This window comes from Telluria sp. Soil_C_11, assembly GCF_057657395.1.
In genome coordinates this window covers 103,956-124,347 of the sequence record NZ_JBDGIN010000007.1, presented here as the reverse complement: position 1 = coordinate 124,347, position 20,392 = coordinate 103,956, and the positions used below count along the sequence as shown (strand labels likewise).

At 68.4% G+C, this 20,392-nt stretch carries 16 protein-coding genes; 7 read left to right on the top strand and 9 right to left on the bottom strand.

Features of this window, described 5'->3' with window-relative positions:
• Positions 1–102 precede the first annotated feature (102 nt).
• Positions 103–417 (top strand): hypothetical protein, encoded by a 315-nt coding sequence (locus AC3A6M_RS13765; RefSeq protein WP_487853276.1) that lies wholly within the window; start codon positions 103–105, stop codon positions 415–417.
• The gene (locus AC3A6M_RS13760) at positions 414–689 is read left to right on the top strand and encodes a hypothetical protein (RefSeq protein WP_487853275.1); all 276 of its coding nucleotides are present in this window, start codon (positions 414–416) and stop codon (positions 687–689) included. The genes AC3A6M_RS13765 and AC3A6M_RS13760 overlap by 4 nt, the downstream gene beginning before the upstream one ends.
• Before the next feature lie 181 nt (positions 690–870).
• On the opposite strand, the gene lpdA is transcribed toward AC3A6M_RS13760, so the two are convergent.
• The 5 genes from lpdA to AC3A6M_RS13735 all read right to left on the bottom strand — a co-directional run bounded on the left by lpdA (position 871) and on the right by AC3A6M_RS13735 (position 7,415).
• Positions 871–2,310 carry a dihydrolipoyl dehydrogenase gene (lpdA, locus tag AC3A6M_RS13755; RefSeq protein ID WP_487853274.1) on the bottom strand — a complete coding sequence of 480 codons (1,440 nt, stop codon included), beginning with the start codon at positions 2,308–2,310 and terminating at the stop codon, positions 871–873.
• A gap of 18 nt (positions 2,311–2,328) precedes the next feature.
• Complete coding sequence (locus AC3A6M_RS13750; protein WP_487853273.1) at positions 2,329–3,729, bottom strand: dihydrolipoamide acetyltransferase family protein; 1,401 nt, start codon at positions 3,727–3,729, stop codon at positions 2,329–2,331.
• Positions 3,730–3,731: 2 nt separating this feature from the next.
• Positions 3,732–4,736, bottom strand: a complete 1,005-nt coding sequence (locus tag AC3A6M_RS13745) for an alpha-ketoacid dehydrogenase subunit beta (protein WP_487853441.1) — start codon at positions 4,734–4,736, stop codon at positions 3,732–3,734.
• A 67-nt stretch (positions 4,737–4,803) separates the two neighbouring features.
• Entirely contained in the window at positions 4,804–6,036 is a 1,233-nt protein-coding gene (locus AC3A6M_RS13740) for a thiamine pyrophosphate-dependent enzyme (protein ID WP_487853272.1), read from the bottom strand.
• A 221-nt stretch (positions 6,037–6,257) separates the two neighbouring features.
• Positions 6,258–7,415: an SMP-30/gluconolactonase/LRE family protein gene (locus tag AC3A6M_RS13735; RefSeq protein WP_487853271.1), complete on the bottom strand. Its 1,158-nt coding sequence runs from the start codon at positions 7,413–7,415 to the stop codon at positions 6,258–6,260.
• A gap of 153 nt (positions 7,416–7,568) precedes the next feature.
• On the opposite strand from AC3A6M_RS13735, the gene AC3A6M_RS13730 reads away from it, so the two are divergent.
• Positions 7,569–10,796 carry a hybrid sensor histidine kinase/response regulator gene (locus AC3A6M_RS13730; protein ID WP_487853270.1) on the top strand — a complete coding sequence of 1,076 codons (3,228 nt, stop codon included), beginning with the start codon at positions 7,569–7,571 and terminating at the stop codon, positions 10,794–10,796.
• Positions 10,797–10,938: 142 nt separating this feature from the next.
• Here AC3A6M_RS13730 and AC3A6M_RS13725 read toward each other — a convergent pair whose 3' ends face one another.
• From AC3A6M_RS13725 to AC3A6M_RS13715, 3 genes are read right to left on the bottom strand one after another with little or no spacing between them, the layout of a single operon-like run.
• Positions 10,939–11,934: an alpha/beta fold hydrolase gene (locus AC3A6M_RS13725; protein WP_487853269.1), complete on the bottom strand. Its 996-nt coding sequence runs from the start codon at positions 11,932–11,934 to the stop codon at positions 10,939–10,941.
• Positions 11,931–12,740 carry an SDR family NAD(P)-dependent oxidoreductase gene (locus tag AC3A6M_RS13720; RefSeq protein ID WP_487853268.1) on the bottom strand — a complete coding sequence of 270 codons (810 nt, stop codon included), beginning with the start codon at positions 12,738–12,740 and terminating at the stop codon, positions 11,931–11,933. Before AC3A6M_RS13720 ends, AC3A6M_RS13725 begins: the two co-directional genes overlap by 4 nt.
• On the bottom strand, positions 12,737–14,221 hold the full coding sequence (locus tag AC3A6M_RS13715) for a flavin-containing monooxygenase (RefSeq protein ID WP_487853267.1): 1,485 nt from the start codon (positions 14,219–14,221) through the stop codon (positions 12,737–12,739). Before AC3A6M_RS13715 ends, AC3A6M_RS13720 begins: the two co-directional genes overlap by 4 nt.
• Positions 14,222–14,327: 106 nt before the next feature.
• Here AC3A6M_RS13715 and AC3A6M_RS13710 point away from each other — a divergent pair, with 106 nt between their 5' ends.
• On the top strand, positions 14,328–14,945 hold the full coding sequence (locus AC3A6M_RS13710) for a TetR/AcrR family transcriptional regulator (protein WP_487853266.1): 618 nt from the start codon (positions 14,328–14,330) through the stop codon (positions 14,943–14,945).
• A gap of 11 nt (positions 14,946–14,956) precedes the next feature.
• On the opposite strand, the gene xth is transcribed toward AC3A6M_RS13710, so the two are convergent.
• Positions 14,957–15,733: an exodeoxyribonuclease III gene (gene xth, locus AC3A6M_RS13705; protein WP_487853440.1), complete on the bottom strand. Its 777-nt coding sequence runs from the start codon at positions 15,731–15,733 to the stop codon at positions 14,957–14,959.
• A gap of 485 nt (positions 15,734–16,218) precedes the next feature.
• On the opposite strand from xth, the gene AC3A6M_RS13700 reads away from it, so the two are divergent.
• Genes AC3A6M_RS13700 through AC3A6M_RS13690 form a run of 3 tightly spaced genes read left to right on the top strand, consistent with a single transcriptional unit; the run spans position 16,219 to position 20,308 of the window.
• Complete coding sequence (locus AC3A6M_RS13700) at positions 16,219–17,427, top strand: RtcB family protein (RefSeq protein WP_487853265.1); 1,209 nt, start codon at positions 16,219–16,221, stop codon at positions 17,425–17,427.
• Between the two features lie 2 nt (positions 17,428–17,429).
• Positions 17,430–18,500, top strand: a complete 1,071-nt coding sequence (locus AC3A6M_RS13695) for an AAA family ATPase (protein ID WP_487853264.1) — start codon at positions 17,430–17,432, stop codon at positions 18,498–18,500.
• Positions 18,434–20,308, top strand: a complete 1,875-nt coding sequence (locus AC3A6M_RS13690) for a vWA domain-containing protein (RefSeq protein ID WP_487853263.1) — start codon at positions 18,434–18,436, stop codon at positions 20,306–20,308. Before AC3A6M_RS13695 ends, AC3A6M_RS13690 begins: the two co-directional genes overlap by 67 nt.
• The last annotated feature ends 84 nt before the right edge of the window (positions 20,309–20,392 follow it).

Genomic DNA, 20,392 nt, shown 5'->3' with positions numbered 1-20,392 from the left:
CGCGCCCGACATGTCCTACAAGCCAGACGGGCGCTTGCCTATTTCCCGGCGCGCGGCGCGGCCCTATGATGACCTGACACCTTAGCGGAAAAGGAGCAGGTCATGTCGATGCAAAGCGAAGGCAAGGATGCCAAGGGCCGCAACTACGACCAGGTGACCAAGGACGGCAGCAGCTCGGCCGCCACCATGGGCACGGGCGGCACCGGCGACGTCGGCCGCATGTCGGGCGAAGTGGCCGCCGGAAACGCCCAGTCGGATGCGCGGACGGACGATTTGTTGAATCCGGGAACCGAATCTGAACGGGAGGGCTACCGTCCCAGCCAGCCGGACGCGCTCGAGACCGGCCTGGAAGGAGTCGGCAACAAGGTCGGCGGCAACCCCGGCAACCGCCAATCCAACAAGGACTCGACGCCATGAATACAGAGAACGAAGGGAAGCGGCCGAAAGCCGGCGAAGACATCGGCGGCGCGGGCAACCAGCACAACGACTGGGGCCACAGCGACGTCGGCAACAGGCAGTCGGAATCGCGGCTGGACGATGTGGTCGGCTCGGATACCGGGCATGCCGGAGAGGAAGCCGGGGAATTGCAGACCGGGCTCGGCGGGACCGAGAGCCTGAGCACCGGGAATGCCGGGAGCCGGCAGTCGGCGGAGGATGCGGAGCGGAGTGAACAGCGGAGCCGCAAATAAGCAGCGTACACTTCGGCCGGAAATAAGCAGCGTACACTTCGTCGTCCCCGCGCAGGCGGGGACCCAAGTGAATTCCGTCGTCCCCGCGAAGACGGGGTCCAGATGCTGCTTGAGCTAACGCAGCGCTAACAAACTTGGGTTCCCGCCTGCGCGGGAACGACGGAGTTGATTTGCGTAGCCCTCAGATATGCAGCGCATGTCCCAGCGCCCGCAGCGCCGCCTCCTGCACCGCCTCACCCAGGGTCGGGTGGGCGTGGATGGTCCCGCCCACGTCCTCCAGCTGCGCCCCCATCTCGATCGACTGGACGAAAGCCGTGCCGAGTTCGGACACCGCGCTGCCGACCGCCTGCCAGCCGACGATCAGGTGGTTGTCCTTGCGCGCGACCACGCGGACGAAGCCGTCGGTGGCTTCGATGGTCATGGCGCGGCCGTTGGCGGCGTAGGGGAAGCTGGCGCTGATGCAGTCCAGGCCCTGTTTCGCGGCCTCCTGCGGCGTCAGGCCGACCACCACCACTTCCGGATCGGTGAAGCAGACCGCGGGAATCGCCGCCGGCATGAAATGGCGGCGCTTGCCGGCGATGATCTCGGCCACCATCTCGCCCTGCGCCATCGCGCGGTGGGCCAGCATCGGCTCGCCGGTCAGGTCGCCGATCGCCCAGACGTTGCGCATCGAGGTGCGGCACTGGTTGTCGATGCGTACCGCACGCCCGTTCATGTCCAGCATCAGGCTTTCCAGCCCGAAGCCGGTTGTGCGCGGACGGCGGCCGACGGCCACCAGCACGCGGTCGGCCGCGATCGTCACTTCCTCGCCGCCGGCGTTCTTCATGCGCACGCCCTTGCCGTCTTCGCTCAGGCCCAGCACGCTCGATTCCAGGTGCAGGTCCACGCCGAGGGCCTTCAGGCGCGCCGCCACCGGGCGGGCCAGTTCGTCGTCGTAGGCCGGCAGCACGCGGCCGGCGGCTTCCACCACGGTCACGCGCGCGCCCAGCTTGCGGTAGGCCGTGCCCAGCTCCAGGCCGATGTAGCCGGCGCCGACCACCACCAGGTGTTCGGGCAGGGTTTCCGGCGACAGCGCTTCGGTGGCCGACACCACGTTGCCGCCGAAGGGCAGGAAGGGCAGCTCGACCGCCTCCGAGCCGGTCGCCAGCAGCAGGTGCTCGCAGCGGATGCGGGTGGTCTGGCCGCCGGCGTCGTTGGCGGCGCCGGTCTTGCTGCCCTCGGCCCCCATGACTTCGACCGTCTTGCCGTCCAGGATCCTGGCCCAGCCGCGCACCACCTGCACGCCATTCTTCTTCAGCAGCGCGCCGACGCCGCCGGTCAGGCGCTTCACGATGCCTTCCTTCCAGGCCACGGTGCGGCCAATGTCGATGCTCGGCGCCGAAGCGCGGATACCCAGCGGCGACTCATCGGCACCTACCGCGGCGTAATGGCTGGCCTTGTGGAATTCCTCGGCCGCGTGGATCAGCGCCTTGGACGGAATGCAGCCCACGTTCAGGCAGGTGCCGCCCAGCTGCTCGCCTTCGACCAGCACGGTCTTGATGCCGAGCTGGCCGGCGCGGATGGCGGCCACGTAGCCGCCCGGGCCGCCGCCGATGATGAGTAAAGTCGTTTCCATCGTCATCTTGTCGATTGCCCTCTCTTATTCGACGAACAGGGTCGCCGGGGTTTCCAGGTAGCCGCGGACGGCCTGGATGAATTCTGCCGCGACCATGCCGTCGATCACGCGGTGGTCGAAGGAGGACGACAGGTTCATCAGCTTGCGCGGCACCAGGCCTCCGTTCTTCACCACCGGGCGATCGAGGATCCGGTTCACGCCCACGATCGCCACTTCCGGATGGTTGATCACCGGCGTGCTGACGATGCCGCCCAGCGGGCCGAGGCTGGTGATGGTGATGGTCGAGCCGGACAGTTCGTCGCGCGCCGCCTTGCCGGTGCGCGCGGCTTCCGCCAGGCGCAGGATCTCCTTTGCGCTCGACCACGGATCGCGGGCCTCGGCGTTGCGGATCACGGGCACCATCAGGCCGGCGTCGGTCTGGGTGGCGATGCCGAGGTGGACCGGCTGGTACCGGGTGACGATGCCGGCCTGGTCGTCGAAGCGGGCATTGACCTCGGGGAACTTGCGGATCGCCAGCACCACGGCCCGCATCAGCAGCGGCAGCAGGGTCAGCTTGCCGCGCTCCTCGCCGTAGCGGGCGTTCAGCTGGCCGCGCAGGGCTTCGAGTTCGGTGACGTCGACTTCCTCGACATAGGTGAAGTGCGGGATCTGGCGCTTGGACAGCTGCATCTTCTCGGCGATCTTGCGGCGCAAGCCGATCAGCGGCACCGCTTCCTCGCCGTGCAGCTCGGCGTAGCGCCCGTCCGCGCCGCCGTGCATGGCGTGGCCCTGCCTGCGGCCGGACACGTAGGCGTCGAGGTCGGCATGCGTGATCTGCCCGGCCGGGCCGCTGCCGGCCACGTACTGCAGTTCGATGCCCATGTCCCAAGCGCGCTTGCGTACGGCCGGTGCAGCCAGCGGCTTTTCGTTCGCATCACGGAAAATGGCGCGCGAGGCGGCGCCATTTCCCGAAGACCCGCCTGCGGCGCGCGAGCGCGAGGCCGTGGCGCCGCCAGCGGTGACGCCGCCTCCCGATGTGCCCGGTGCCGGCGCGCTTGCCGCCGGCGCCTGCACGCTGGCCGCGCCCGCCGCAACCCGCTGCGGCTCCGGCACGAAGCCATGCGGCAGCTCGGCCGGTTCGTCCGCAGCCGGGGCGGGCGCAGCAGTAGCCGGCTTCGCCGTCTCCGCCTTGAGGTTGCCCGCCCCTTCGATTTCAAGGCGGATCAGCTCACCGCCCACCGGCAGCGATTCGCCGACCTTGCCGCCCAGGGCCACGACCGTGCCATGCACCGGCGACGGAATCTCGACCGTCGCCTTGTCGGTCATGACGTCGGCCAGGATCTGGTCTTCCGTGACCGTGTCGCCGGGCTGTACGCGCCAGGCCACCACTTCGCATTCCGCAATACCTTCGCCCACGTCGGGCATCTTGATGACGTGAATACCCACCTTTATGCCTCCATCGCTCGTTTGAATGCCGCGCCGACGCGGTCGGGTCCCGGGAAATACGCCCATTCCTGCGCATGCGGGTAGGGGGTATCCCAGCCGGTCACGCGCTCGATCGGCGCTTCCAGGTGGTAGAAGCAGTGTTCCTGCACCAGCGCGGCCAGTTCGGCGCCGAAGCCGCTGGTCCGGGTCGCCTCATGGACCACGACGCAGCGGCCGGTCTTCCTGACCGAGGCGACGATGGTCTCGAGGTCGAGCGGCCACAGGGTGCGCAGGTCGATGATCTCGGCGTCGATGCCGGTCTCGTTGGCGGCGGCTTCGGATACCCAGACCATGGTGCCGTAGGTCAGCACGGTGAGGTCGGCGCCCGGGCGGAAGATCGCCGCCTTGTCCAGCGGGACCGTGTAGTAGCCCTCGGGCACCTTGCCCAGCGGGTGCTTGGACCAGGACGTCACCGGACGGTCGTGGTGGCCGTCGAAGGGGCCGTTGTACAGGCGCTTGGGTTCCAGGAAGATCACCGGGTCGTCGTTCTCGATCGAGGCGATCAGCAGGCCTTTCGCGTCGTAGGGATTGGACGGCATCACGGTGCGCAGGCCGCACACGTGGGTGAAGAAGGCTTCCGGGCTCTGGCTGTGGGTCTGGCCGCCGTAGATGCCGCCGCCGCAGGGCATGCGGATCGTCAGCGGCGAGGTGAAGTCGCCGGCCGAGCGGTAGCGCAGGCGCGCCGCTTCGGAAACGATCTGGTCGGTGGCCGGATAGAAGTAGTCGGCGAACTGGATCTCGACCACCGGGCGCAGGCCGTAGGCGGCCATGCCGACCGCGGTGCCGACGATGCCGCCTTCGGAAATCGGCGCATCGAAGGCGCGGTGCTTGCCGTACTTGGCCTGCAGGCCGTCGGTGACGCGGAACACGCCGCCGAAGTAGCCGACGTCCTGGCCGTACACCACCACGTTGTCGTCGCGTTCCATCATCACGTCCATGGCCGAACGCAGGGCCTGGATCATGGTCATCGGCGTCGTTTTTTCGCCCTCTGCTTCCTCGGCGCCGACGGCGTCCTTTTCAATGTCTCGCATCACGTCACACCCCCAGTTGTTGGCGTTGGCGGCGCAGGTGTTCGGGCATGTCCTTGTAGACGTCCTCGAACATCGATGCGGCGCTCGGCACGCGGCCATCGATCAGCGTGCCGTATTGTTCGGCTTCCTTCTGTGCGGCCAGCACTTCGGCTTCCAGCTCGGCCTGCAGCTTCTCGTGCTCGTCGTCGGACCACCAGCCTTTTTTCGTCAGGTGGCGCCGCAGGCGGCCGATCGGGTCGCCGAGCGGGAAATAGGTCCACTCGTCGGCGGGGCGGTAGCGCGACGGATCGTCGGAGGTCGAGTGCGGGCCGGCGCGGTAGGTGACCCATTCGATCAGGGTCGGGCCGAGGTTGCGGCGGGCGCGCTCGGCGGCCCAGCAGGACGCGGCGTACACGGCCAGGAAGTCGTTGCCGTCCACGCGCAGCGAGGCGATGCCGGCGCCGACGCCGCGCGCGGCGAAGGTCACGCTTTCGCCGCCGGCGATGGCCTGGAAGGTCGAGATCGCCCACTGGTTGTTGACCACGTTGAAGATCACGGGGGCGCGGTAGACGTGGGCGAAGGTCAGCCCGGTATGGAAGTCGCTCTCGGCGGTGGCGCCGTCGCCGATCCAGCCGGAGGCGATTTTCGTGTCGCCCTTGATGGCCGAGGCCATCGCCCAGCCGACCGCCTGCGGGATCTGGGTGGCGAGGTTGCCGGAGATCGTGAAGAAGCCGTCCTTCCTGGACGAATACATCACCGGCAGCTGGCGGCCCTTGAGCGGGTCGCGTTCGTTCGACAGCAGCTGGCAGATCATCTCGACCAGCGGATACTGGCGCGCCATCAGCAGGCTCTGCTGGCGGTAGGTCGGGAAGCACATGTCGCCGTCCTTCAGGGCCAGCGCGTGCGCGGTGCCGATCGCTTCCTCGCCGAGCGAGGTCATGTAGAACGACATCTTCTTCTGGCGCTGGCCGATCACCATGCGGGCGTCGAAGATGCGGGTTTTCATCATGGTGCGCAGGCCGGACAGCAGGGTGTCCCTGTCCAGCTCCGGCGCCCAGGGACCGACGGCGTCGTCGTTGTCGTCGAGCACGCGGATGAGGCTGGACGCGAGCTCCAGGGTGTCCTGGTAGCGCACGTCGACGGGCGGGCGCGGGACGGTGCCCGCAGGGTTCACGCCAAGATACGAAAAATCAGTCTTGCATCCCGGGCGGCCGGTAGGCTCCGGGACATGCAGCGACAGAGGTTGACTCTGGCTCATAGTTCACTTTCCCCTTGGTAAAGGTGTGTGCAGCAGAAAATATATTAATTGCGGCAAGACCTCGCACGCGCACTTTTCGAGAATATTTTTCTGCTGCTGTGCAGCACGAACCGGGCGCTTTCGGCCTGCGTCTGCCCGCCGGATCAGGACAAGACACTAGCACGCGCCGCAGCGTCGGCACGCCGATTGCGGCAAGCGTGCGCCGCGGTTCCCGGCCTGCTTCAGGGTTGTCCGGTGCTCCGCAGCCGGTCGTCGAGCGCGGCGCGGGTCTTCGGCAGCCAGCCGAGCACCGGCGCATGCAGGCTGTGGATGTAGAGGCGGTCGGCGGTTTCCAGCACGCCGGTGGTCTGCGGATAGGCGCCGCGCGGGTCCTGCAGGTCGGCGACCACCTGGCCGTCCTCGGTGAAGGCAAGCACGTGGCCGTAGCTGGGCGGCAGCGGCCACAGGAAGCGCGGCAGGCGCAGCGCCAGCTTGCGCATGAAGGGGTGCGCCGCCATCGCGTCGGCCGAGGCGGTGCGCGGTCCCGCCAGGCCGAGCCAGATGCGGCCGTCCATGCCGCGCGTCAGGTTGTCCGGGAAGCCCGGCAGGCGGTCGAGGATCACCCGGGCCTGCGCGCCCGGCCCGTGCGCCAGGTCGAGGCCGCGCGCACTCGTGTCGATGCGCCAGACGCGGTAGGCGCCGGTCTCGGCGACGAACAGGGCGCGCCCGTCCTGCGACAGGACGATGCCGTTCGGGAAGGACAGGCCCTCGGCGACCACCTCGAGCCTGCCGCGCGGCTGGTAGACCAGCACCCGCCCGGTCGGCCGGTGTTCGAGGTAGTCGAGCACGCTGGCTTCGAACGGGCCGCCAAAGTCGGCCGGGGCGAAGCGCTGCGTGGCATCGGTGAAGTAGACGCTGCCGTCGCGCGCCACCGCCACCGCGTCCGGAAAGCGGATCGGATCGCCGTCCGGCATGCGGTCGGCCAGCAGGGTCACGTGGTGCGGCGGTTCCGGCGCGATCGCCAGCAATCCGCGCAGGGCATCGGCGGCGATCATGCGGCCGCTGCCGTCGAATGCGAAGCCCAGCACCCGGCCGCCGGTCTGGGCCCAGATTTCCTGGCCGCTGCCGTCCGGCCGCATGCGCAGGATGCTGCCGCCCACTACCGCCACGTACAGGCTGCCGTCCGGCCCGAGCGCCACATGCTCGGCGCCGGTCGCGCCGTCCAGCAGGTCGATGGTCGACAGGGCCGCCAGCCGGGTGTTGGCGGCATAGGCGCCGGTGTAGCCGGGATTCGGCGGCGCCTGCCATGCCACGGGGTCGGCCGGCACCGGTGCCAGTGTCAGCCAGGCCGCGAGGGCGAGCAGCAAGAGCACGGCGGTGCCGAGCAGGGGGCGGCGCATGGGTTCTCCAGGATTGTTATTCTCGGTATGACACGCGTTTATACCGGGATATTTCAAAAATGTACACAATTCTTGATTTGTGTTTCACGGAAATTCCAAAACCTTTACAATTGCGTTCCCCATAAAAACAGTAGGCAGATTGACAAGATGGCGATGCGCGACGCGGCCCCGGCCAGGAACTTCGGCAACGACGGCGGAATCCTCGGCAAGTTGATCGACGATTTCGACTGGGGCGCCACCAGCCTTGGGCCCATTCCCCGCTGGCCGGCGGCGATGCGCACCACCGTCGAACTGATGCTGCGCTCGCCGGCGCCGATCGCCACGCTGTGGGGGCGGGACGGGATCCTGATCTATAACGAGGGCTATGCGGCGCTGTCCGGCGCGCGCCATCCCGCCATCCTCGGCAGCCGGGCGGTCGATGCCTGGCCCGAGGCCGCGGCCTTCAACGCCAATGTGCTCGACGTGGTCCTGGCCGGAGGCACGCTGTCCTGCCGCGACCATGCGCTGACCCTGGAGCGCGGCGGCGTGCCGGCGCAATGCTGGTTCGACCTCGACTATTCGCCCGTCACCGGCGACGACGGCGACATCATCGGCGTGCTGGCGCTGGTGACCGAAGCGACCGCCAGGGTCCGGGCCGAGGCCGGCCTCGATCTCGAGCACAGCCGCCTGCGCGCGATCTTCCAGCAGGCGCCGGGCTTCGTGGCCCAGTTCACCGGCCCCGATCACGTGTTCGCCCTGGTCAATGCCGCCTGCAGTACGCTGATCGGCGAGCGTCCGGTGCTCGGCCGGCCGTTGCGGCTGGCGCTGCCGGAGACGGTGCCGCAGGGCTTCGTCGACCTGCTCGACCAGGTGTACCGCAGCGGCGAGCCGTATGCCGCCAGCGCCGCGCCGCTGTGGCTGGCGGAGGATGGCCACCAGCGCCGCCTGTTCTACCTCGACTTCGTGTACCAGCCGCTGCGCAGCGAGGACGGCAGCGTCAACGGCGTGTTCGTGCAGGGCCAGGACGTCACCGAGCGCGTGCTGGCCGAGCAGGCGCGGCACGAGAGCGAGGCCCGCTTCCACAGTTTCGCCCACGCGATTCCGCACCAGGTCTGGAGCGCCACCGCGGACGGCAAGAACGACTGGTTCAACGAGCATGCCTATGCCTACAGCGGCCTCGGTTTCGATGCGCTGGGCGGCACCGGCTGGACCGGCATCGTCCATCCGGACGACCTGCCGCAGGTGACGACGCGCTGGGCGATCGCGGTCGCTTCCGGCTCGACCTACGAGGCCGAGATGCGCCTGCGCGGCAAGGACGGCAGCTACCGCTGGCACCTGTCGCGCGCGGTGGCGCAGCGCGGCGAGGACGGCCAGGTCACCGGCTGGATCGGCACGAATACCGACATCGAAGACCACAAGCAGGGCGAGCAGCGGCTCGAGCACCTGAACGCCAGCCTGGAACAGCAGGTCGCCCAGCGCACCGCCGAGCGTGACCGCATGTGGCGCCTGTCGAAGGACATCATGCTGGTGGCCGGCTTCGACGGGCGGGTCGAGGCGGTCAGCCCGGCCTTCGGTTCGCTGCTGGGCTGGAGCGATGCCGACGTCGTCGGCCGCAACTTCCTCGACCTGGTGCATCCGGACGACCAGGCCGCGACCGCGACCCAGATGGAGTCGCTGGGCGAAGGCCATTATGTGTACAAGTTCGAGAACCGCTTCCGCCGCAAGGACGGCAGCTGGTGCCTGCTGTCCTGGTCGGCGGCGCCGGACGCCGCCTTCATCCACGCGATCGGGCGCGACATCACCGCCGACCGCGAGCAGGCCGAGCAGATCCGCCGCACCGAGCTGGCGCTGCAGCAGTCGCAGAAGATGGAAACCATCGGCAAGCTGACCGGCGGCGTGGCGCACGACTTCAACAACCTGCTGCAGATCATCTCCGGCAACCTGCAACTGCTCGAGATGCATTGCGAGGGCGGCGAAGTCCAGCGCTGGATCGGCAATGCCCGTTCGGCGGTCGAACGCGGCGCCAAGCTGGCCAGTTACCTGCTCGCCTTCGGACGCCGCCAGCCGCTCGAGCCGCGCGTGGTCAGGATCAGCCGCGTCGTGATGGGCATGGAAGACATGCTGCGCCGGTCGCTGGGCGAGGAGATCGAGGTCGAGCTGGTGATTTCGGGCGGCCTGTGGAACACCGCCATCGACGTCGCCCAGCTCGAGAACGCGGTGCTGAACCTGGCGATCAATGCGCGCGATGCGATGAACGCCGGGGGGATCGCTTCGGGCCGCCTGACCATCGAAGCCAACAACGCCGTGCTGGACGACCTGTACTGCCGCAACCACGCCGACGTCGCGCCCGGCCAGTACGTGATGATCGGCGTGACCGACACCGGCACCGGCATGACGCCCGACGTGCTGCGCCAGGCCTTCGAACCCTTCTTCTCGACCAAGGAAGAGGGCAAGGGCACCGGCCTCGGCCTGTCGATGGTGTATGGCTTCGTCAAGCAGTCCGGCGGCCACGTCAAGATCTACAGCGAGCCGGGGCAGGGCACGACGGTCAAGATCTACCTGCCGCGTACCCTGGCGGCCGAGGATGCGAAGGCGCCGGTGGCCGAGCCGCAACCGGCTGTCGGCGGCACCGAGACCATCCTGGTGGCCGAGGACGACGAAGCGGTGCGCACCACCGTGGTCGAGATGCTGACCGACCTCGGCTACCGTGTGCTGAAGGCCGCCGACGCGGCCAGCGCGCTGGCGGTGGTGGAGTCCGGGGTGCCGATCGACGTGCTGTTCACCGACGTCGTCATGCCGGGCACCCTGCGCAGCCCGGAACTGGCGCGGATGGCGCGCGAACGCCTGCCGAACCTGGCCGTGCTGTTCACCTCGGGCTACACGGAAAACGCGATCGTGCACGGCGGACGCCTCGACCGCGGCGTCGAACTGCTCGGCAAGCCCTACACCCGCGAAAGCCTGGCGCGCCGCATCCGCCAGGTACTCGCCAACCAGCGCAGCCGGTCGCAAGACGAGCCGCCGCCGCTGCGTCCGCGCGCCGGCGAGGGCGACACGCCCGTGCGCCTGCGCATCGTGCTGGTGGAGGACGAGGAAGAAATCCGCGACAGTACCGAGGCGCTCCTGATCCACCTCGGCCACGAGGTGCGCTCGGCCGGCACCGCCGAGGACGCGCTGGCGCTGATCTCGAACGAATCCGACATCCTGATCACCGACGTCCAGCTGCCCGGCATGTCGGGCGACATGCTGGCCGCCGAAGCGCGCGTGCTGGCGCCGGGCATCCGGATCGTGTTCGCGACCGGCAAGGGGGAAGTCAACAACTGGCCGGACGCGGTAGTGCTGCGCAAACCGTATGATTTGACGGCGCTGGGGGCGGTGGTGGCGAGTGTGGTGGCGGCGGCTTAGCCACCGCGTCGTCCTCGCGGACGCGGGGACCCATGCTGAGCCTCAGAAGCCGGTACGTCGGAGGTGCGGCGACGGTGCCCACGATGGCGGCTCCGGTTGCTCGGCATGGATTCCCGCTTTCGCGGGAATGACGGTAATCTAATCAGCCGGCGGCGGCGTCTTTTGCCGTGTCGGCGGACGAAGACGCCACCGCCGCCTCGATGAACTCCGCCGTAACCTCGGGCTGCGTCACCGGCAGCATATGCCCGCCCTCGATCAACTCCAGCCGCGCGCCCGGCACCTTGTCGACCAGCGCCTGGCCGTTCGCTTTCCAGTCGAGGATGCGGTCATCCTTCCCGTACAGTACATGCACCGGCAGGCGCAGTTCGGGGTAGCGCGCCTGCACGCGCGGCAGGTGGTCCGGAAGGGCCTGCAAGTCGCTGGAGGCCGACAGGAAGGCCGAGGGGCGCAGGCTGAGCAGGCCGCCGCCCCTGATCGCGAAATCCTTCGGCACCGGTTCCGGGCCGAACACCACTTCCAGGGTCGGCCGGCTGTTCTTGATCGAGGCCGGGATCGCCAGGGTCCAGGCGACCAGCTTGCGCAGCAGCGGCGACCGGATGGTCAATCCCTTGAACACCGGCGGCACGTCGTCGCGCATGTGGGTCAGCGGCGCCAGCAGGGCCAGGCCGGCGACCTGCTCCGGGTGCTCCAGCGCCAGCGCCAGCGCGACCGCGCCGCCCAGCGAGTGGCCGACCACGAAGGCCGGGCCCAGGCCGAGCGTGCGGATCAGGGCCGCGATCGAGGCCGCCTGGGTCGACAGGTCGGCCGGCGTGCCGGGCGCGCGGGTCGAGTAGCCGGAGCCGGGGCGGTCGAGCACCACGACGCGGTGGCGCTGCGCCAGGCGCCCGGCCACGCCGTAGGTGTAGTGCGAAAGCTGGCCGGCCAGGCCGTGGATCATCAGGATCGCCGGCGCGTCCGCGCGCTGCTCGCCGAAATCGCGGATGTGCAGGCGCGCGCCCGGCACGTCGACGAAGCGCCCCTTCGACGGCACCAGGGCTTCGACCTTGCGCGCGGTGTACAGGGTGAACAGGACCAGGATGGCGGCGCACACGAACACCAGGCCGGCGAGGGTGCCGGCAATCGTCAGGAAAGAAGTCATCGCTTGATCGCTTTCTTCAGGAAGTTCCAGTAGCCGACCGGGGAGAGGCGTTCGAGGAAGGCGGCGGCCTTGGCGTCGCGGCCCACCAGGATCCGCGCCTGGCGCTTTTCGATGCCGCGCACGATGATCTCGCCGGCCTGTTCGGGCGGCATGCGCAGCAGTTTTTCCATGGTCCTGCGGCCGCGCTCGACGTCGTCCGGCGGCGCGCCGGCAGGGACGCGGGCGTTCTTCGCGATCGCCGTGGCGACGCCGCCCGGATGCACGACCGAGACCCCGACCGTGCTGCCCTCGAGCTCGTGGCGCAGCACATTGGAGAAGCCGCGCACCGCGAACTTGCTGGCCGCGTAGGCGGCCTGGCCGGGCGGGGTGATGATGCCGTAGATGCTGGAGACGTTGACGATGCGGGCATCGTCCGACTGGCGCAGCAGCGGCAGGAAGGCGCGCGTCATCCGCACCACGCCATGGAAGTTAATCTCCAGCAGCCAGTCGAAGTCCGCTTCGCTGACCTGCTCGAACGTGCCGCCCAGGGCCACGCCGGCATTGTTCATCACCAGGTCGACGCGCCGGTGCGCGCTCTTCACCTGGTCCGGAAAATCGGCGACGGCGGCGCGGTTGGCCACGTCGAGGCGGTGCGCGGTGGCGCGCACGCCCAGCGCCTGGGCATCGGCGGCGCTGTCCCTGGCCGCGGCCAGGTCGATGTCGGCCAGCGCCAGGTGGCAGCCGCGGCGGGCCATGGCGAGTGCGGTGGCGCGGCCGATGCCGCTGCCGGCGCCGGTGATCACGGCAACGCGGTTGGCGAGGTTCAAGGCAAGGCTCCTTTGTTGTCGGCGCTGGCTGCGGCGAAGTGCATGACGCCGTCTGCGATGCGGCCGTAGCGGATGGTGATCATGTCCTGCAGGTAGTTCTGGTAGACCTGCCACGGGCGGCGCGCACCCTGTTGCGGCAGTTCGCCCTGTGCCCGCTGCACGTAGCCGGAGGTGAAGTTCAGGAACGGTTCCGGCGCGACCCCGGCTTCGCGGCGCGCCACCGCGATGGCCACGCCCTTGCGGTCCATGTGGCGCAGCAGCCGGCAAACCCAGGCGGCGGTGAGGTCGGCCTTCAGGGTCCAGGACGCGTTGGTATAGCCGAAGGTCATCACGCAGTTCGGCAGGTCGCTCAGCATCATTCCCTTGTACGACATCGCCTCGCCGGCCTGGAAGGGCTTGCCGTCGACCGTGACCGCGATCCCGCCCAGCACCTTGATCTTCAGCCCGGTCGCCAGCACGACCACGTCCGCCGCCAGTTCGCGGCCCGATTTCAGCCGGATGCCGGTGTCGGTGAAGCGCTCGATGTGGTCGGTGACCACCGAGGCGCTGCCCTTGCGGATCGCCTTGAACAGGTCGCCGTCCGGGACCACGCAGACACGCTGGTCCCAGGGTTTGTAGTCGGGCGTGAAGTGGGTGCCGACATCGAAGCCTTGCCCGAGCTGGTGGCGCGCCATCGCGACGATCTTCTGCCTGGCCAGTTCCGGCTTGCTGCGCGCGACGCGGTACAGCAGCATGGATTCAAGAATTACGCGCCAGCGCGTGGCCCAGTACGCGATCTTCTCCGGCAGCCAGCGCCCGAAGCGTCGCGCGAAGCCGTATTCGGACGGGCGGCTGACGACATAGGTCGGGGAGCGCTGCAGCATCGTGACGTGGCCGGCCTGCCCGGCCATCGCCGGCACCAGGGTGACGGCGGTGGCGCCGCTGCCGACCACCACCACCTGGCGGCCGGCATAGTCGAGGTCCTGCGGCCAGAACTGCGGCTGGACGATACGCCCGAGGTAGCCGTCCTCGCCTTCGAAGACAGGGCGGTAGGCTTCCTCGTAGCTGTAGTAGCCGCTGCACAGGTACAGGAAGCGGGTACGGATCGTCACCGGGGCGCCGTCATGCTCGGCCCGCACGGTCCAGCAGGCGTCTTCGCTCGACCAGGCCGCCGCGACCACCCTGTGCCGGAAGCGGATGCGGGCGTCGATGCCGCTGTCGCGCGCGGTGTCGCGGATGTAGTCGCGGATCGCGGGGCCATCGGCGATCGCCTTGCCGGCGGTCCAGGGGCGGAACGCGTAGCCGAGGGTGTACATGTCGGAGTCGGAGCGCACGCCGGGGTAGCGGAACAGGTCCCAGGTGCCGCCGATGGCGTCGCGCGCTTCGAGGATGGCGTAGCGCTTACCGGGGCAGCGGCGCTGCAGGTGCCAGGCCGCGCCGATGCCGGACAGGCCGGCGCCGACGATCAGCACGTCCAGCACGTCGTTCGAAGGAGGGGGCATGGTGTCTCATGGTTCTAGGAGTTATGAGTGACACTGTACATTGTCAATTTACCCAGTGCAACCAAGTCTCAACCATATTGACAATCTTATGTGCCAAAATAGAGGGATGTCTCGAGAAACCCAACCAGCGCGTCCCTACCGGGGCGTGTCGCAGGACGAACGGCGCGCCCAGCGGCGCGGCCAGCTGATTGCGGCCGCCATCGAAGTGTATGGAGAGATCGGTTATCGCCAGGCCACCGTCAAGGCGGTCTGCGAAGCGGCCGGCCTCACCGAGCGTTATTTCTACGAATCGTTCGCCAACAGCGAAGACCTGCTGATCGCGTCCTACAACGCGGTCACCTATTCAGTGTTCGCGGAGATCCGGAAATCGGGCGCCGAGGCCGGCGCCACCCGCGCGGAACGTGCGCGCGCCATGTTGCGGGCCTATTTTTCGGCCCTGCAGCGCGATCCGCGCTCGGCGCGCGTGTTCCTGGTCGAGATCCGGGGCGTCAGCCGCGCGGTCGCGAAGGCCTTCGACACCTCGCTGCGCGCGATCGGCGAAGAAGTCGCGCGCATCGCCGGACCGGAGGGCGAGGCGCCCGATCCGCTATTGCAGGCCGGCGTGGTGGGCGGCGTGATCCACATGGCGCTGCGCTGGATCGAGGATGGCTATACGCCGGATATCGACAGCGTCACGGACAGCGCGATGCGCTTGGTGATGGTGGAGCCCAGGACGCCGCGCTGACCCGCCCGCGCTCACGGCCAATCGAGGTCGACCCAGGTCGGCGCATGGTCGCTCGGCTTCTCGCGCCCGCGCACCTCGCGGTCGACGCCGGCGGCCTTCAGCTTCGGCGCCAGCGCTGGGCTGAGCAGCAGGTGGTCGATGCGCAGGCCGGCGTTGCGGCCGTAGGCGTCGCGGAAGTAATCCCAGAAAGTGTAGATGACTTCATCCGGATGCGTTTCGCGCAGGGCATCCAGCCAGCCCTGGTCGAGCAGCTTGCGGTAGGCGGCCCGGGTCTCGGGACGGAACAGGGCGTCGTCGAGCCAGCGCTCCGGCTTGTAGACATCGAGCTCGGTCGGCATGACGTTGTAGTCGCCGCACAGGACCACCGGCGCGCCGGTGTCGATCAGCTCCTGGGCGCGCGCGTGCAGGCGCTCGAACCAGCGCAGTTTGTATTCGAACTTCGGCCCCGGCGCCGGATTGCCGTTCGGGAGGTAGAGGCAGCCGACCAGGATCCCGTTCACCGCCGCCTCGATGTAGCGGCTCTGCTCGTCGGCCGGATCGCCCGGCAGGCCGCGCCCGATCTCCTGCGGCTCGACGCCGCGCGCCAGGATCGCCACGCCGTTCCAGCTCTTCTGCCCGTGCCAGATGGGGCAGTAGCCGGCGGCGCGGATCTCCATCTCCGGGAATTTCTCCTGCGGCGCCTTCAGCTCCTGCAGGCAGGCGACGTCCGGCTGGGTCTCTTCCAGCCATTGGAGCAGGGCGGGGAGGCGGCTGTTGATGCCGTTGACGTTGAAGGTGGCGATCCTCATCTTTTGTTTCATGCTTGGCGTCCGTTGGCGTTGTGGGGCTGTGCGTCAAAATGATGCGGCTGGGACGATGATACCTGATCAGCTTTCAGGCTTGCCGGCAGCAATCGCGCGCTGGATACGTCTGGCGCTTCCCTTGACAAGCCGTTTACTTATTCAGGGACGGCTGTGCATTTAATGCAACAGTTATATTCCGATTAACGATGAAATCTTGACATCGTTGCGCGACGGCGTTCAGAATCGCTTCTCATCATTCGATCAACCAATTTTCAAGGAAAGGAACGGGCATGCCACGTACGGCTATCAACCTAACGCAGCGCATAGCGCAGCACAGATAGCCCCAGCGCATTGCCGCTCGGGGCTGGCAACCATGCCGCTCCGAGCCGGACTTTCCTTCGAACCCCGGCGAGGATACTTGCCGGGGTTTTGTTTTTGCGGGCTTTCGACCGCCAGCAAAACACCGGCATAACGAACCATCAAGGAAAGTTATGCCCATCCTTAACACCCTGCACAAGGGAAGAGTCCCTGTGCACATCTACACGGACGACATCGACCACGCGGCCTTGCAGCAATTGCTGAACATCGCCAGCCTGCCCGTCGTCCACCCCCATGTCGCGGCCATGCCGGACGTCCATGCCGGCATCGGCGCCACGGTCGGCAGCGTGATCCCGACACGTGCGGCGGTCATCCCGGCGGCGGTCGGCGTCGACATCGGCTGCGGCATGAACGCCGTCCGCACTACGCTCACGGCGAGCCAGTTGCCCGACAATCTGGCGCGGGTGCGGGCTGCCATCGAGGCCGCTGTGCCGGTCGGCTTCGCCCAGCATGCCTGGGACAAGGTGCGCGGATCGAGCCACGCGCGTGCCGGCAGGCCGCTCAACGACCGCCTCGACCGCATCGTCGCCAAGCACGCCGGCATCATGAAGATGCAGAAGAAGTTCGCGCAGACCTGGATCTGCCAGCTCGGCACGCTCGGAGGCGGCAACCACTTCGTCGAGGTCTGCATCGACGGGGAACAGCGCGTGTGGGTCATGCTGCACTCCGGCTCGCGCGGAGTCGGCAATGCGATCGGGCGCTACTTCATCGCGGCGGCACGCAAGGACATGCAGCGCCACCAGGTGCATCTGCCGGACCGCGACCTGGCCTACTTCAGCGAGGGTTCGGCCCTGTTCGACGACTACGTGGAAGCGGTCGACTGGGCCCAGGACTACGCAATGCTGAACCGGCGCGAAATGATGCGCCGCGCGCTCGATGCGCTGGCGCGGCACGTTCCGCCATTCCGGCTGGACGGGGAAGCGATCAACTGCCATCACAACTACGTGGCGCGCGAGACGCACGGCGGCGAACGCCTGTACGTCACGCGCAAGGGGGCGATCTCGGCGCGCGCCGGCGAACTAGGCATCGTTCCCGGCAGCATGGGGGCGCGCAGCTACATCGTGCGCGGCAAGGGCAATCCGGACTCGTTCTGCTCCTGCTCGCATGGCGCCGGACGCCGCATGAGCCGGAGCGAGGCCAGGCGCAGCTTCGACCGCTTCGACCTGGCCGCGCAGACGGAAGGCATCGAATGCCGCAAGGACGGCGGGGTCGTCGACGAGATCCCGGCCGCCTACAAGGATATCGACACAGTGATGGCGCACCAGTCCGACCTGGTCGAGGTGGTGCATACGCTGCACCAGGTCATCTGCATCAAAGGATAAACATGCAAACCGCAATTGAACTCAACCAGCAGCAGGCGATCGACTTCCTGCTGCACGTGGCCGTCGTGCGGCCGGTCTTCATCTGGGGCGCGCCGGGCATCGGCAAGAGCGCGCTCGTGCAGCGCTTCGCCGGCGCCGTCGGCATGGAATGCGTCTCGCTGCTCGGCAGCCAGCTTGCGCCCGAAGACCTGCTCGGCATCCCGCGTATCGACGGCGACTGCTCCCGCTTCTATCCGCCGGCCAGCATCGTGCGCGACGCGCCCTTCGTGCTGTTCCTCGACGAATTGAACGCCTCCTCGCACGAAATCCAGAAGGCATTCTATTCGCTGATCCTGGAACAGCGTGTCGGCGAATACCGGCTGCCGCCGGGTACTGTCGTGATCGGCGCCGGCAACCGCGCCAAGGATGCGGCCATCGTCAAGCCGATGCCGTCGGCGCTGGTGAACCGGCTCGCCCACATCCACCTGCGCGCCGACCACCGCCAGTGGCTGGCCTGGGCGGCGCAGGAAGGCGGCATCCACCCATGGGTGCTGGAGTATATCGGGATGCGCCCCGACCACCTGTGGAGCGAACCGCCGAAGCACGAGGAACCGTTCTCGACGCCACGCAGCTGGCATATGCTGCCGGACGCGCTGCATTCGTTCGGGAGTGGCGTCAAGGACGAGATGGTCGAAGCGCTCGCCTACGGGCTGCTGTCGCCGGCCCATGCGGCGCACTTCAAGGGCTACCTCAGGCAGGTGCACCAGAAGCACGCCCTTCACGCGATCCTGAAGGGGGACGCGGGCTGGCCGGCGGGTCCGTCGGACCGTGACGTGCTGTATTTCCTCGCGCAGTCCTTCCGTGCCCACCTGCGCAAGGAGCTGCCGCAGGACGAGGCGGTGGCGCGTCCCCAGCAGCAGGCGCTGGCGTTGCGCGCCAAGGACATGCTTCGCGACCTGGCGCGCATCAGCGTCGAAATCGCACAATCGGTGATGGGCGAGGACGAGCAGGGCCAACGGCTGCCCTCGTGGTTCCTGGTGGAGGTGGCCCGCGACCTGCCGCGCCTGGCCGGTCGCGACAAGGTGCGCGCATGAGCCGCAAGCGGAGCGCGAAGGCGGGCGCCATCGCCGCCCAGGCCCGTGACGAAGGATGGCGGCTGGTGAAGGCGCACGCCGTGTTCGGCCATCTCGCCGAAGAGGCGACCCTGATCGTCGATTCCGGCGAGCGCCGCGTCACGGGTAGCGCCTGGGCGGCCGTCACGCCCCAGGGCACGATCTTTCTGCACGCGAGCCGCCATGCCACGGCCGAGGAGTGGGCGCGCGTCATGGGCGTGCTGCTTGCCTGCCTGGGTTTCGGCCTGGTGCGCCGCCAGGAACCGCATGCCTTGTGGGAGACCGCCAGTTTCCTGGTGGCGGACCGCTTCTGCGACGAAGTCAGGCTCGGCACGCTGCCGGAATCGCTGCAGTATCCAGCGCACGAGATGCCCGCCGGCGGCGCCGAAGGCTTGCTGCGCCAGTTTTGCGTGGACGGCTGTGCGCCGGCGCTGCGTGCCTGGCATGCCGGCGTCGCACGCGACGGCGGGCTGTTCTGCGAGTTCGACGAGGCGCCGCCGGCCTGGCGCAAGCGCATCGATTGGCGCGAGTTGTTTGCAGACGGGATCGCACTCGGCGTCGGCCGCGCGCTGGAGGTCGCGTCGGGCACGGCCACCGGGACAGCCACGGGTCAGGCCAGCCGCGCGCAACGGGCCCGCCGCCGCCTGATCGACCATTACCCGCTGCTCGGCGCGCTCGCCGCCAGCTTCGACGTCGACGATGACTTGCGCTCCTGTCAGCGCAACGACGTGCGCGTGGCAGCGATCGACGTGGGCGTGCGGCGCATCTGGATGAACCCGGCCGCGCCGCTGAACGACGACGAGTGCCTGTTCGTGTTCGCGCACGAGCTTCTGCACGCGGGTCTGAACCATGCGTCGCGGCGGCACGGACGCGACCCGCTGCTGTGGAATATTGCCTGCGACTTTGCGATCAACGGTTGGCTGGTCGAGATGCGCCTTGGCGTCCCGCCGTCGATCGGCGTGCTGCATGACGCCGGCTTCGCAGGGCAGGCCGCGGAAGAGATCTACGACCGCCTGGCGACCGACCTGCGGCGTGCGCGCAAGCTGGCGACGCTGCGTGGACCGGGCGCCCCGGACCTGATCGGCAGCGACGAGGGCAGTGTGTTCGTGGATGCGGAAACGTATTGCCGGCGGGCCCTCGCGCAAGGCTACGAGCGCTTCGCGACGATCGGCGGCCGCGGCACGGTGCCGGCCGGGCTGGCCGAGGAAATCCGCAGCCTGAGCCAGCCGCCGATCCCCTGGGACGTGCGGCTCGCGCACTGGTTCGACGAACGCTTCCCGGCGCCGGAGCAGCGCCGCAGTTATGCGCGGCCGTCGCGCCGCCAGTCCGCGACCCCCGACATCCCGCGCCCATCGGCGGCCCGTCCGGACGAGGAGACGCGCGCCAGCCGCGTATTCGGTGTACTGCTGGACACTTCCGGGTCCATGGATCCGGCCATCCTGGGCAAGGCGCTGGGCGCGATCGCCAGCTATGCGCTGGCCCGCGAGGTCGCCGCCGTTCGCCTGGTGTGCTGCGATGCGGCCGCTTACGATTGCGGCTGGATCGAACCGGAAAGGCTGCTGGAGCGCTACCGTGTACATGGACGCGGCGGCACCGTCCTGCAGCCGGGCCTCGCCTGCTTGCGCGAGCTGGCGGGGCGTGGCGAGTTTCCGCGCGCAGGTCCGCTGCTGGTGATCACCGACGGCGAGTGCGAGGACAAGTTGGCGACCGCGATGGACCATGCCTTCCTGTTGCCCCAGGGCCGGCGCCTGCCGTTCCGGGCGCAGGGAGAGGTGTTTTACGTTGCGTGAGCATCTTCCGATTTCGGGCTGTTAGTAGTTAAACTACGGCCGGCTGTAGACGGCGCGAACAAGCAATTCGCTGGATGGGCTGGA